Source organism: Mesoflavibacter sp. CH_XMU1422-2 (assembly GCF_037029245.1).
Taxonomy (GTDB): domain Bacteria; phylum Bacteroidota; class Bacteroidia; order Flavobacteriales; family Flavobacteriaceae; genus Mesoflavibacter; species Mesoflavibacter zeaxanthinifaciens.
The window spans coordinates 1,726-15,338 of sequence record NZ_JAYMEE010000034.1; the positions used below are offsets into that span (position 1 = coordinate 1,726).

Consider the following 13,613-nt stretch of genomic DNA (forward strand, 5'->3'; position numbering starts at 1 on the left):
CGATGACTTTGCTTTTAGAATGAATGAAGAGACAGGAGAAGGATTTGTATCGTCTAACCGTGAAGGTGGAAAAGGAAGTGATGATATCTATGCTATTAAGAAACTACAACCATTATGTGATGTATTAATTACAGGAACTGTAGTAGATGAGAAAACAGGAGAGGTATTAGCAGGAGCAACAACAAGCTTAGCAGATGCTAATGGCAACATTTTAGCTACAAAAACCACTAGTGCAGAAGGCGTTGTAGAGTATATTGTAGAATGTGAAACAGATACAGAGTTACAAGTCACTATGGAAGGTTACGAAAGTAACAAAGTAAGCGTAGATGGTACTAACGAAGAAGAAGTAGCAGTAAGCGTAGCATTAACACCAATAGAAGAAATTGTAACACCTGTAGAAGTAGTATTAAACCCAATTTACTTTGAGTTTGATAAATCAAACATCACTGCAAAAGCAGCGTTTGAATTAGACAACTTAGTACAAGTGATGAATAAATACCCAGATATGGTTATAGAAGCAACGTCTCACACAGACTTTAGAGGTTCTGATAGCTACAACCAAGGTTTATCAGAAAGACGTGCACAAACTACAAGACAGTACATTATCTCTAAAGGTATTGATGCTAGCAGAATATCTGCAACTGGTAAAGGTGAAACTGAGCCTGCTGTAGATTGTAACCCTTGTAGTAAAGAACAACACCAACTTAACAGAAGAAGTCAGTTCTTAATTGTGAAGCAGTAATCTAAATTTTATGCTGAAATAATCAGCTTTATTAATACTAAAAAAGCGGTAATTTGAACCATTCAAATTACCGCTTTTTTGCGTTAAGGATGGTAGTGGCATCCTTTTTTTGCTTCCATATAAGGCAAAAAAAGATATAACGAACAGCCTGTTAAAACGCCCAAATCTTTACAATAAAAAAAGCCTCACTAATTAATTAGCAAGGCTTTGGGTTATCGTAATTTAAAACCTTTTGCTGCCCACCATGGATGAATTTCGACCTGAAGTCTACCTGCTTTAACCATAGGGTCTGAATTAGCTAAACTGTCTGCTAACTGTTGGTTAGGTACATTGTAAATTGTGATGCCTCTAATATCTCCATCATCACCAAATGGGCCAGATATGTCTGCAAAACCCATTTCGTACATTTTTCCTAAATGAGCTAAATGCTGATCTTGGAGTTGTTTAGCTTCTTCTTCGTTTTGACTTCTTATAGATCCTGCTTTTAAAAAAGCTATGTAATATTCTTGCATTAAAAAGGTGTCTTTAGTCTTTTCTTCTACATAATAGAAAGTTTTAAATCCTTTTGCTTTTAATAAAGAATCTTGCTCTTTAATAGATAGTTTATTGGACTCTTTTACTACCTGCTTGTCTTGTATATCTACATTCTTATTTTCTGTTTTACATGCTAAAACTGATAAAGAAGCTAAAATTAAAAATCGTTTCATTATTTCCATGTTTTAAAAGGTTGATTACTTAACTGAGAGTTATAATATTTAATATCTCCTGTTACTTCTTCTCCTAACCAATTAGGTTTTTCAAATATTTCGTTTTCATTATTAAGCTCTACTTCTGCTAAAACTAAACCCTTATTGTCTCCAAAAAATTCATCAATTTCAAAAATATGATTTCCTAGTTTTACTTCGTAACGCATCTTATCAATAATTCCTTTTTTACATAGCTTAAAAAGCTGTTCTGCATCTTCTTTTTTAATTTCTTTTTCCCACTCAAACCTTGATAATCCATCATTTGAAGAGGCTCCTTTTATTGTTAAAAAACCCTTATTTCCTTTAAGCCTAACTCTAACGGTTCTTTCTTTATCTGTACTTAAAAAACCTTGTTTGATATGTGTTTTATTAAAAGCTTCGTCTTTAAATACCTGAGATTTAACTAAAAATTTTCTTTCTATTTCTATTGTAGATGACATATTATTTATTGATTGGTATATATAATGCGGACAGTGCTATAAAACATATTGCAGCCCAATAAGTAGATAATATAATTAATTCTGAAAAAGAAAACTTAATAACAAACATATTATAAGATAAAACGGCATCAGAAATTAAAAATAAAATAGCTCCTATAACTATTAGTCTATAAATTTTATTATTGTTTAAAAAATATAAATTTAATGCTTGCCAAGCCATAATAACAATACAAATTATATACAAAATAACTGGTATTAATAATTGCCCTAAATTATCTTTTAATACAAAAAACATTGCTATTGCAAAGAGTATTAAAAACACTAATGGTTTAAAATTATATAAAAATCCATTTACAGTTGTAAAGGCATAAGTAAAAAGTATATGACCTAATAAAAATGAAGCTAAACCATATATAAATAAATGCTCAAACATTAATAAAACATCGCCTATTAAACAGAAACACAAACCAAGAACTATTATTAAAGCGTATTTACTTAATTTAAGTTTAATGAAAATTACAGGTAAAAGTAAAATCAAAACCGTTGTCAAAGGTTTTAAAATATAAAACCAATTAATAAACTTAAAAAATGAGGTGAAAATAGCGGTTAATGCAACAATAAAAGTTATTAAAAGGTAGGTGGATTTTTTCATAATTATACATTGTAATTTATAAATTTACATCATGTCAAGTGATTTACCAATAAGAAAAATTATTCATGTAGATATGGATGCATTTTACGCATCTGTAGCACAAATGGATAATCCAGATCTAAAAGGTAAACCAATTGCTGTTGGTGGTGGCGGCACGCGCGGTGTTATAAGCGCTGCCAGTTATGAAGCTAGAAAATTTGGTGTTAAAAGTGCTATGTCTGGCCAATTAGCAAAAAAGCTATGTCCTGAACTAATTTTTGTAAAGTCAGATTTTAGGCGTTATAAAGAAATCTCTAATAAAATTAGAGCTATTTTTTTTGATTATACCGACTTAGTTGAACCTTTATCTCTAGATGAAGCCTACTTAGATGTAACACAAAACAAAAAAGGAAATCCTAGCGCATCTTTAATTGCTGAAGAAATTAGAAATCGAATTTACAATGAGGTTGGCTTAACAGCATCTGCAGGAATTAGTATTAATAAATTTGTTGCTAAAGTTGCTAGCGATTACAACAAACCTAACGGACAAAAAACAGTTAATCCTGAAGAGGTTTTAGGTTTTTTAGAAGCTTTAGATATAAGGAAGTTTTATGGTATCGGTAAAGTTACTGCCGAAAAAATGTACCAAAAAGGTATCTTTACTGGTAAAGATTTAAAGTCAAAAACTTTAGAATATTTAGAGCGAAATTTTGGTAAATCTGGCGCCTATTATTATCATATTGTAAGAGGTGTACATAACAGTCAAGTTAAACCAAATAGAATTAGAAAAAGCCTTGCTGCAGAGCGTACATTTAGTAAAAATTTATCTTCTGAAATATTTATGCTTGAAAAATTAGAGCATATTGCCGAAGAAGTATCTAAAAGGTTAGGAAAAAACAGTGTTGCAGGAAAAACAGTAACATTAAAAATTAAATACAGCGATTTTACTTTGCAAACTAGAAGTAAGACTCTACCCTATTTTTTTGCAGATAAGTCTGTAATTTTAGAAACTGCTAAAGATTTATTATATCAAGAAAAATTAAATAATTCTGTGCGATTATTAGGTATTTCTTTATCAAACTTAAATACAGAACAAAACACTAAAAAGACAGAAGAAAAGAAAAGCGTTAGCGTACAATTAAAATTTAAATTTTAATAAAAAAACCAGCTTCTTAGTAAGAAACTGGTTTTTAATATTTATACTATTGTTAGCTGCTCTTTAATAGCAACTACAAAAAGCGTGATTTGATAGGGTAATGCCCTAAAACTTAAAAATTACAACTTTCTATTTCTGTTACTCTTAATGTATTTACCATTCCTTTATCTTGTATTGGCATTGCAGCAAGACTTATTAACATGTCTCCTTCTTCTAAAAAGCCTTTTTTACAAGCTATTGCATTAACATCTTCAATAGTCTCATCTGTACTTACATATTTATCATAATAAAATGCAGTTACGCCCCAAAGTAAACTTAATTGGGTTAAGATACGACGGTTAGAAGTAAATACTAAAATATGTGCGCTTGGTCGCCAAGCTGAAATTTGAAACGCTGTGTAACCACTATTTGTTAATGTTGAAATGGCTTTTGCATCAATCTCATTAGCCATATTTGCTGCGTGATAACATATAGATTTAGTTATGTAACGCTTAGTGCGAATATGTGGTGGCGATTGTGGTACTTTAATTAAATCTGAGTCTTCAACACTTTTAATAATGTTAGACATTTGACGAATTACCTGAATAGGATATTGCCCTACACTAGTCTCACCAGATAACATTACCGCATCTGCTCCATCCATTACCGAGTTACCTACGTCATTTACTTCTGCACGTGTTGGTGTTAAACTATTAATCATAGTTTCCATCATTTGTGTAGCAATAATTACAGGTATTCTTGCTCTTTTTGCGCGTAAGACTAATTGCTTTTGTACTAAAGGAACTTCTTCTGCAGGAATTTCTACACCTAAATCACCACGTGCTACCATTATACCATCACAGTAAGCAACAATTTTATCTATGTTAGCTACACCTTCTGGCTTTTCAATTTTAGCAATGATAGGGATTTTGTGTTCGCTATTTTTCTTTATTAATTCTTCAAGCTCCATTAAATCTTCTGCATGTCTTACAAAAGAAAGCGCGATCCAATCTACACCTAGCTTACATGCAAATATTGCATCTTCTACATCTTTTTCTGTTAAAGCAGGTTGAGATATATTAGTATTAGGTAGGTTAACTCCTTTTTTAGATTTTAATGGTCCACCTTGTATTACTTTAGCAACAACTTCTTTTTTCTTATCTGTAGAAACAACTTCAAAGATAAGTTTACCATCATCTAAAAGAATTCTTTCTCCTGGTTTTGCATCTTGCGGAAAGTTGTCATAAGTCATGTAAACACGCTCTTTTGTGCCTTCAAATCTTTCTCCTGTTGCAAAAATAATTTCGTCACCCGGATTTACAATTACCTCTTCTTTCATTACACCAACGCGTAATTTTGGACCTTGTAAATCTGCTAAAATAGAAGCATTATAACCAAATTCTTCATTAAGCTCTCTTATCATTTTAACTCGCTCTTCTACGTCTTTATAATCTGCGTGAGAGAAGTTAATTCTAAATACGTTAGCACCTTCGTCTAACATTCCTTTTAATACCTCTTTACTACTTGTTGCTGGTCCTAAGGTTGCAACTATTTTGGTCTTTTTTCTTTTTGGCATTAGTTGAATATTAAGTTGTTTTTAGTTTTTAAAGTATTTACATCTATACTGTAAGCTGTAACTACTTGTGGTATTTTTAATAGTTTGTTTAGTATCAATTTTTCTTTGTTAAAAGTAAGATCTGTTTCTATCTTAAGCAGATAATTTACTTTTTTGTATTCCGGAAGCAAAAAATGTGTGGTTGAGCCAAAATTTTCGTCTCCAAAAAGTGAGTTAAGTTGCTGGTTTTGATCATGCTTTACTTTACAAATATTTGCTACCAGATGATAAGATATATGCTGTTGTTTTTCATCAAAATCGAATAACGCAAAATCAGAATTGTCTTTAGAAAAATGAACATCATCCTTATTTCGTTTAAGACGTATATCTAAAACTTGATTGATTAAAAAGGCTAATCTAAAATCTTCAATTGTACAATGAATCCCTATTAGACTAAACTGTTCTTCTTCAAAAAAATCGTCTAACAATAATTTTTTTACAGCCATCTTATTACTTAACTAACCGTAAATATAGTGTTTACACACTTATTTTAAGCATGTTTTACGTATTCTTAACATGAAAAAATACGAAAACGTTATAGTGTTTTACCTATTTTTAAAGATGAATTTTTTATAAAATAGCAGCTTTTGTTATCTGCTTTTGGAAAGCAAAAAAGGCTCTTTTAGAGGCTTTTTCTTCTGCTTTTTTCTTTGAAGTTGCTCGTGCTTTTGAAACCACCTTGTGATCTATAGATAGTTTTACTGCAAAGTGTTTAACATCACTATTACCTGTGTCTTCATAGACATTGTAGTCAAAATGCTTTTTCTCTTTTTGGCACCATTCTATCAATAAACTCTTATAGCTAATCACCTTACCTTCAAGCGTTTCAATATCTACATAAGGTTCAATAATTCTGTCTTCAATAAATTTTTCGCAAGCTTTATAACCCTTATCTAAATAAATGGCTCCTACTAAAGCTTCAAAAAGATTACCATGAATATTATCTCCGAATTGTCCTTTAGGTATTTTACTTTCAACTAATTTAGTTAAGCCTAAATCTTTACCTAATTCATTTAAATGCTCTCTACTTACAACTTTAGAACGCATTTTTGTTAGATAGCCTTCGTCACCACTTGGTACTTCGGTATATAGATAATGAGCTATGACAGCGCTAAGCATTGCGTCTCCTAAAAATTCTAAACGTTCATAATTTACAATATGCCCTTTACTATCTTTTATGTTCATAGAACGATGTGTAAAGGCAGTTTTGTAATGATTTATGTTTTTAGGTTTAAAGTTTACAATTTTAGAAATAGACATAAAAAATTCCCCTTTGTCCTTAGACTGGGAATTAAATATGTTTTTAATACGTTTCATGTAAATTTATGAACTAATCTATTTTCTTAAACAGCACGCAAGCATTATGACCTCCAAATCCAAAAGTATTGCTCATAGCTACTTTAATGTCTCTTTTTTGAGGTTGGTTTAATGTTAAGTTTAGTTCTGGATCGATATTTTCATCGACAGTTGTATGATTAATTGTCGGAGGAACCGTACCATTTTCCATAGCCAAAATAGATGCAATAGCTTCTATAGCTCCTGCTGCACCTAATAAGTGACCTGTCATAGATTTTGTCGAATTAATATTAATGTTTTTAGCATGATCACCAAAAACTGCTTTAATAGCTTTTAATTCAGCAACATCACCTAATGGTGTAGATGTTCCGTGTGTATTAATATGATCTACTTCTTCAGGTTTTAAACCTGCATTTTCTAGACAGTTTTTCATAACAGCTATTACTCCTATTCCATCTGGATGTGGTGCTGTCATGTGATATGCATCAGAAGATAATCCTCCACCAACAACTTCGGCGTAAATTTTTGCACCTCTAGCTTTAGCGTGTTCATATTCTTCTAATATTAATGCGCCTGCTCCTTCACCTAAAACAAATCCATCTCGTGTAGCATCAAACGGTCTTGACGCTGTTTCTGGACTATCGTTTCTTGTAGACAAAGCATGCATAGAATTAAATCCGCCCATTCCTGCTATAGTTACTGCTGCTTCGCTACCACCAGTAACGATAACATCACAGTGTCCTAAACGTATATAGTTTAAGGCATCAATTAATGCATTTGCTGAAGATGCACATGCAGATACAGTTGTGTAGTTAGGACCCATAAATCCATTTTTAATAGATATGTTTCCTGGTGCGATATCTGCAATCATTTTTGGGATAAAGAAAGGATTAAATCTTGGTGTACCGTCTCCTGCTGCGTAGTTTAAAACTTCGTTCTGAAACGTTTCTAGTCCACCAATTCCTGCTCCCCAAACAACGCCAACTCTAAGTTTGTTGACCTTGTCTAAATCAAGGTTTGAGTCCGCAATAGCCTCGTCTGACGCGACCATTGCGTACTGTGTAAACCTATCCATTTTTCGGGCTTCTTTTCTATCAAGAAAATCTGTTGCCACGAAGTTTTTTAACTCGCAAGCAAAGTTAGTTTTGAATTTTTCGGTATCAAAATATGTTATAGGCGCTGCACCACTTTTTCCATTAACAAGTCCATTCCAGTACTCGTCTTTAGTGTTTCCTATTGGTGTTAGCGCACCTAAACCTGTAACTACTACTCGCTTAAGTTCCATAAATATTGTGCTTATTTTGCAGCTTCAATATAAGATACAGCTTGACCTACTGTTGCAATATTTTCTGCTTGGTCATCTGGAATTTGAATATCAAATTCTTTTTCGAATTCCATAATTAATTCTACAGTGTCTAAAGAATCTGCTCCTAAATCGTTTGTGAAGCTTGCTTCGTTTACTACTTCGTTCTCATCAACACCTAATTTGTCTACGATAATCGCTTTTACTCTTGATGCAATGTCTGACATAATTTTAATTTTTTAGTTTTAATTAAGTGGCAAAAATAAAAAACTTTAATTTAAAACACACTTTTAGTTGAAAAATGTGCTACTAAATTAAATAATTAAATCGGTTTTGCCCGTAATTGTTAATAATTATTACTTTTTTTGTTTGAAGAATTTAACACTGAAACTATATAAATGAAACGTGTAGTAATTTTTGCGTCCGGTAGCGGAAGTAATGCTGAAAATTTAATAAAGTTTTTTCACAATAGTGACAATGCTTCTGTTGTTCAGGTATTGACTAACAATCCTCATGCCAAAGTCTTAGATAGATGTAAAAGATTAAAAGTTAGCGCTTTATCATTTAACAGAATTGCTTTTACACAAACAGAAGATGTACTTAATATTTTAAAATCTTCTAATCCAGATTTGATTATTCTTGCAGGATTTTTATGGAAATTTCCAGAAAATATCTTAAAAAATTTCCCAAATAAAGTGATAAATATTCATCCTGCGTTATTGCCAAAATTTGGCGGTAAAGGCATGTACGGAATGAATGTACACAAAGCTGTAGTTGAAAATAAAGAAACAGAAACTGGTATTACAATACATTATGTAAACGAAAATTACGATGAAGGCGCTATCATATTTCAAGCAAAATGTAAGGTTGAAGCTTCAGACAGCGCTGAAGATGTTGCAACAAAAATTCATAAATTAGAAATGGAACATTTTCCTAAAGTGGTTGATGATCTTTTGAAAAATTAATTGTCATTCAGAGCAAAGCGATGAATCTTTATTAATTTTGTATATAAAGATTCTTCAGTCGTTTCTCCTTATGAATGACAAAATTTGATAAAACAGTGTCAAAAAAAAAGAAAAAATATTATACCGTTTGGAAAGGCCACAACACCGGTGTGTTTGAATCTTGGGACGATTGTAAAGCTCAAATTAAAGATTTTGAAGGCGCGCAATACAAATCTTTCACAACATTTGATGCTGCAAAAAAAGCTTTAAAAGGAAACTATTTTGACTACGTTGGAAAAAATAAAACATTTAAAAGCGAACTCTCTACCGAACAACTAAAAAAAATAGGTCAACCTAATTACAATTCCATTTCGGTTGATGCCGCTTCGTCTGGCAATCCTGGCAAAATGGAGTATCGTGGTGTAGACACCAAAACCAAAAAACAATTATTTATTCAAGGTCCTTTTGAAGAAGGCACCAATAATATAGGCGAATTTTTAGCTATTGTCCACGGTTTAGCATTTTTAAAGCAACATAATAGTGACCGTATTATTTATACCGACTCTAAAACCGCAATAAGTTGGGTTAAAAAGAAAAACTGCAACAGTAAATTAAAACGTAACGATAAAAACAAACCAGTTTTTGATTTGGTAGACCGTGCTGTAAAATGGCTAAAAGAAAACACGTATACTACTACAATCGTTAAATGGGAAACCAAAGCTTGGGGAGAAATTCCTGCAGATTTTGGCAGAAAATAAGTTAAATCTTCTTTCATTTAAATACTCAGTAAAAATCGTATATTTGCGCCTTAATTTAAATCGCCCTTATGAGCAAATTAGTAATAGTAGGTACTGTAGCTTTTGATGCTATTGAAACACCTTTTGGAAAAACAGACAAAATACTTGGCGGAGCAGCAACTTACATAGGTTTATCTGCTTCAAATTTTCAGTTAGATGCAGCTGCAGTTTCTGTAGTTGGTGGAGATTTTCCTCAAGAATATCTAGACCTTTTAAAAGATAGAAATATTAATATTGAAGGAATAGAAATAGTCCAAGAAGGTAAAACCTTTTTCTGGAGCGGTAAATACCATAACGACATGAACTCTCGTGATACTTTAGCAACAGAGCTGAACGTATTAGCAGATTTTAATCCTATCGTACCAGACAATTACAAAGATTCTGATGTTGTAATGCTAGGTAACTTACATCCTATCGTACAAATTGGTGTTTTAGATCAAATGACAAAAAAACCAAAATTAGTAGTTTTAGATACTATGAATTTTTGGATGGATACAGCTTTAGACCAATTACACGAAGTTATAAAACGCGTAGACGTCATTACAATTAATGATGAAGAAGCAAGACAACTAACCGGAGAATACAGCTTGGTTGTTGCAGCAAGAAAAATACACGAAATGGGTCCTAAATACGTAGTGATTAAAAAAGGAGAACATGGCGCGTTACTATTTCATGATGACAATGTATTCTATGCTCCAGCATTACCTTTAGAAGAAGTCTTTGACCCAACAGGAGCAGGAGATACTTTTGCTGGTGGATTTGCAGGTTATTTAGCAAGTACAGGCGATGTATCTTTCGAGAATATGAAAAACGCAGTCATTTACGGTTCTACTTTAGCCTCATTTTGTGTAGAAAAATTTGGAACCGAGCGTATGCTTACACTAACACAAGACGAAGTAAACAAACGACTGCAACAATTTAAAAATTTAACACAATTTGAAATCGAATTATAAAACCTATGCGCTCTAATTTTTTTGAGCGCATTTTTTATTAACTTGTTTTAAATTAAGGACATAAAAATTTATCATTCTTAAAAAACAACACACAACACAACTAAGATGAGTGATGCTTTAAAACACGAATGCGGAATAGCGCATATTAGATTATTAAAACCATTAGAATTCTACAAAGAAAAATACGGTAGTGCCTTTTATGGTGTTAATAAAATGTATTTAATGATGGAAAAACAGCACAATCGCGGTCAAGATGGTGCTGGATTTGCGAGTATAAAATTAGATACAAATCCTGGAGAGCGATACATAAGTCGTGTAAGATCAATACAACAACAACCTATTCAAGATATTTTTGGTCAAATTAATAGTCGTATTAATCAAGTACTAACAGAACATCCAGAATATCAAGATGATGTTGCTCTACAAAAAAAACACGTTCCTTACATTGGCGAAGTACTTTTAGGACATGTACGTTACGGTACATTTGGTAAAAACAGTGTAGAAAGTGTACATCCATTTTTAAGACAAAATAATTGGATGCACCGTAACCTGATTCTTGCAGGAAACTTTAACATGACCAATGTTAAAGAGTTATTCCAAAACCTAGTAGATTTAGGACAACATCCAAAAGAATATACAGACACCATTACTATAATGGAAAAAATAGGTCATTTTTTAGATGATGCAGTAAGTAAAGTCTATAAAGACCTAAAAAAAGAAGGATACAGCAAACATGAGTGTTCGCCATTAATTGCAGAACGTTTAAAAGTACACAAAATATTAAAACGCGCTGCTAAAAATTGGGATGGTGGCTACGCTATGGCTGGACTTTTAGGTCATGGAGACTCTTTTGTCTTACGCGACCCAGCAGGAATTAGACCAGCTTTTTATTATAAAGATGATGAAGTTGTAGTTGTAGCATCAGAGCGTCCAGTAATACAAACCGTATTTAATGTAGAATTTGATGATGTAAAAGAACTAGAGCCAGGTCACGCTATAATTACAAAAACTTCTGGAGATGTATCTATAAAACAAATTTTACAACCTTTAGAGCGTAAATCTTGTAGTTTTGAACGCATCTATTTTTCTAGAGGAAGTGATGCCGAAATCTACCAAGAACGTAAAACATTAGGTAAATTGTTGATGCCTCAAGTACTAAAAGCAATAGATAACGACACAAAAAATACTGTTTTTTCTTATATACCTAACACAGCAGAAACATCTTTTTATGGATTAATTGATACTGTAGAAGAACATCTAAACGAAAGAAAAACACAAGACATTTTAAAAGGTAATGGTAATTTATCTAAAGAGCAAGTTATATCTATCTTAGAAGAAACACCTCGTATTGAAAAAATAGCCATTAAAGACGTAAAACTAAGAACGTTTATTACTGAAGACAGTAGTCGTGACGATTTAGTAGCACACGTTTACGATGTAACTTACGGCGTTATAAAACCAACCGATAACTTAGTAATCATTGACGATAGTATTGTACGTGGTACAACTTTAAAGAAAAGTATTATTAAAATGATGGATAGATTACATCCTAAAAAAATAATAGTTGTCTCTTCTGCTCCACAAATACGCTATCCTGATTGCTATGGTATAGACATGGCTAACTTAGAATCTTTAGTTGCTTTTAATGCTGCTTTAGAGTTATTAAAAGAAAATAACAATTACAATTTAGTTGAAGAGGTTTACAAAAAATGTAAAGCACAAGTAGATCTTGCAGATAAAGACGTACAAAATTTTGTAAAAGAAATTTATGATCAATTTACTCCAGAACAAATTTCTGCTAAAATATCAGAGTTACTAACAGACAGTTCTGTTAATGCTGATGTAGAAATTATTTTTCAATCTGTAGACAATTTACATAAAGCTTGCCCAGAACATTTAGGCGACTGGTATTTTACAGGTAATTACCCAACAGCTGGAGGTAACCGTGTGGTTAACAGAGCTTTTATTAATTTTTATGAAGGCAACAAAGAAAGAGCTTATTAACTAATTTGAAGGGTTTTCTTACCTAAAAGTCCGTTAAGCGATTTTTTTTACGTTTTGACTATTAATTACAATTATTGAAATTAATCTTCGTTATATTTGAGCTTACCATAACATAAGTAGGTTAAGTTCATGGTAGATTTGGGGCAAAAAAGCCGGACTCTCGTCCGGCTTTTTTATTGAAACAAACAATTAATTCTCAATGTTTTACAATATAAAAAGGCAGACTAATTAGTCTGCCTTTTTATTTATATTTCAATAGATAACTACTTAGCTTCAGCGTATCTTCTTTCTACTTCATTCCAGTTAATTACATTAAAAAATGCTTCAATATAATCTGGACGTCTATTTTGATAGTTTAAATAATAAGCGTGCTCCCAAACATCTAATCCTAAGATTGGAGTACCTTCACAAGAAACACCTGGCATTAAAGGATTATCTTGGTTTGGTGTAGAACAAACTTCTACTTTACCTCCTTTGTGCACACAAAGCCAAGCCCAACCAGATCCAAACTGTGTTGCTGCTGCTTTACTAAATGCATCTTTAAAATCTTCAAAAGAACCAAATTCTGCTTCGATAGCATCTTTTAATTCTCCAGACAAGCGTCCTTTTCCTTCAGGATTCATTACCGTCCAAAATAAAGAGTGATTATAAAATCCACCTCCATTATTTCTAACAGCGCTATTAGACATATCTAGATTAGTTAAAATGTCTTCAATAGATTTTCCTTCTAAGTCAGTACCTTCAATAGCACCATTTAATTTTGTAGTATATCCGTTGTGATGTTTACTATGGTGTATTTCCATAGTTCTTGCATCTATATGTGGTTCTAATGCATCATATGCATAACCTAATTCTGGTAATTCAAAAGCCATAATATATTTTTTTGTGGTTATTAATTTTTGTTTGTATCAAACTTAAAAATAATTTAGCTTTTTTCTCCAATAATGCTAATAATTTATAACTATTTTAAGATTGATTGTCCTTATCTTGTAACAAATTAGTTTTTT

The 13,613-nt window shown here is 32.0% G+C and carries 15 protein-coding genes; 6 read left to right on the top strand and 9 right to left on the bottom strand.

What is annotated here, in order from left to right; all coding sequences use genetic code 11:
• On the top strand, nucleotides 1–742 hold a 742-nt coding region (locus tag WA340_RS04090), incomplete at its 5' end, for an OmpA family protein (protein ID WP_336127414.1).
• A 212-nt stretch (nucleotides 743–954) separates the two neighbouring features.
• On the opposite strand, the gene WA340_RS04095 is transcribed toward WA340_RS04090, so the two are convergent.
• The 3 genes from WA340_RS04095 to WA340_RS04105 are packed head-to-tail and all read right to left on the bottom strand — an operon-like array spanning nucleotide 955 to nucleotide 2,580.
• Entirely contained in the window at nucleotides 955–1,449 is a 495-nt protein-coding gene (locus tag WA340_RS04095) for a YciI family protein (RefSeq protein WP_304142158.1), read from the bottom strand.
• The gene (locus WA340_RS04100; RefSeq protein ID WP_304142160.1) at nucleotides 1,449–1,928 is read right to left on the bottom strand and encodes a CYTH domain-containing protein; all 480 of its coding nucleotides are present in this window, start codon (nucleotides 1,926–1,928) and stop codon (nucleotides 1,449–1,451) included. Before WA340_RS04100 ends, WA340_RS04095 begins: the two co-directional genes overlap by 1 nt.
• 1 nt (nucleotide 1,929) lies before the next feature.
• Nucleotides 1,930–2,580, bottom strand: a complete 651-nt coding sequence (locus tag WA340_RS04105; protein WP_304142163.1) for a lysoplasmalogenase — start codon at nucleotides 2,578–2,580, stop codon at nucleotides 1,930–1,932.
• 31 nt (nucleotides 2,581–2,611) lie between these two features.
• On the opposite strand from WA340_RS04105, the gene dinB reads away from it, so the two are divergent.
• Nucleotides 2,612–3,715 carry a DNA polymerase IV gene (dinB, locus tag WA340_RS04110; protein WP_336127417.1) on the top strand — a complete coding sequence of 368 codons (1,104 nt, stop codon included), beginning with the start codon at nucleotides 2,612–2,614 and terminating at the stop codon, nucleotides 3,713–3,715.
• Between the two features lie 112 nt (nucleotides 3,716–3,827).
• Here dinB and pyk read toward each other — a convergent pair whose 3' ends face one another.
• The 5 genes from pyk to WA340_RS04135 all read right to left on the bottom strand — a co-directional run bounded on the left by pyk (nucleotide 3,828) and on the right by WA340_RS04135 (nucleotide 8,135).
• Nucleotides 3,828–5,270 (bottom strand): pyruvate kinase, encoded by a 1,443-nt coding sequence (gene pyk, locus WA340_RS04115; RefSeq protein ID WP_336127419.1) that lies wholly within the window; start codon nucleotides 5,268–5,270, stop codon nucleotides 3,828–3,830.
• Nucleotides 5,270–5,755 carry an IPExxxVDY family protein gene (locus WA340_RS04120; RefSeq protein ID WP_336127420.1) on the bottom strand — a complete coding sequence of 162 codons (486 nt, stop codon included), beginning with the start codon at nucleotides 5,753–5,755 and terminating at the stop codon, nucleotides 5,270–5,272. Before WA340_RS04120 ends, pyk begins: the two co-directional genes overlap by 1 nt.
• A 124-nt stretch (nucleotides 5,756–5,879) precedes the next feature.
• Nucleotides 5,880–6,626 (bottom strand): ribonuclease III, encoded by a 747-nt coding sequence (gene rnc / locus WA340_RS04125; protein WP_336127422.1) that lies wholly within the window; start codon nucleotides 6,624–6,626, stop codon nucleotides 5,880–5,882.
• A gap of 13 nt (nucleotides 6,627–6,639) precedes the next feature.
• On the bottom strand, nucleotides 6,640–7,890 hold the full coding sequence (gene fabF / locus WA340_RS04130; RefSeq protein ID WP_336127424.1) for a beta-ketoacyl-ACP synthase II: 1,251 nt from the start codon (nucleotides 7,888–7,890) through the stop codon (nucleotides 6,640–6,642).
• Nucleotides 7,891–7,901: 11 nt separating this feature from the next.
• Nucleotides 7,902–8,135 carry an acyl carrier protein gene (locus WA340_RS04135; protein WP_027879414.1) on the bottom strand — a complete coding sequence of 78 codons (234 nt, stop codon included), beginning with the start codon at nucleotides 8,133–8,135 and terminating at the stop codon, nucleotides 7,902–7,904.
• Between the two features lie 171 nt (nucleotides 8,136–8,306).
• Here WA340_RS04135 and purN point away from each other — a divergent pair, with 171 nt between their 5' ends.
• From purN to WA340_RS04155, 4 genes are all read left to right on the top strand, one after another.
• Entirely contained in the window at nucleotides 8,307–8,873 is a 567-nt protein-coding gene (gene purN, locus WA340_RS04140) for a phosphoribosylglycinamide formyltransferase (protein WP_336127425.1), read from the top strand.
• A gap of 95 nt (nucleotides 8,874–8,968) precedes the next feature.
• Nucleotides 8,969–9,610: a ribonuclease H family protein gene (locus WA340_RS04145; RefSeq protein ID WP_336127426.1), complete on the top strand. Its 642-nt coding sequence runs from the start codon at nucleotides 8,969–8,971 to the stop codon at nucleotides 9,608–9,610.
• A gap of 68 nt (nucleotides 9,611–9,678) precedes the next feature.
• On the top strand, nucleotides 9,679–10,602 hold the full coding sequence (locus WA340_RS04150; RefSeq protein ID WP_336127427.1) for a PfkB family carbohydrate kinase: 924 nt from the start codon (nucleotides 9,679–9,681) through the stop codon (nucleotides 10,600–10,602).
• 105 nt (nucleotides 10,603–10,707) lie between these two features.
• Nucleotides 10,708–12,606 (top strand): amidophosphoribosyltransferase, encoded by a 1,899-nt coding sequence (locus WA340_RS04155; RefSeq protein ID WP_336127428.1) that lies wholly within the window; start codon nucleotides 10,708–10,710, stop codon nucleotides 12,604–12,606.
• A 263-nt stretch (nucleotides 12,607–12,869) separates the two neighbouring features.
• Here the strand turns inward: WA340_RS04155 and WA340_RS04160 are convergent, their stop codons facing one another.
• The gene (locus WA340_RS04160; protein ID WP_027879409.1) at nucleotides 12,870–13,478 is read right to left on the bottom strand and encodes a superoxide dismutase; all 609 of its coding nucleotides are present in this window, start codon (nucleotides 13,476–13,478) and stop codon (nucleotides 12,870–12,872) included.
• Nucleotides 13,479–13,613 lie beyond the last annotated feature (135 nt).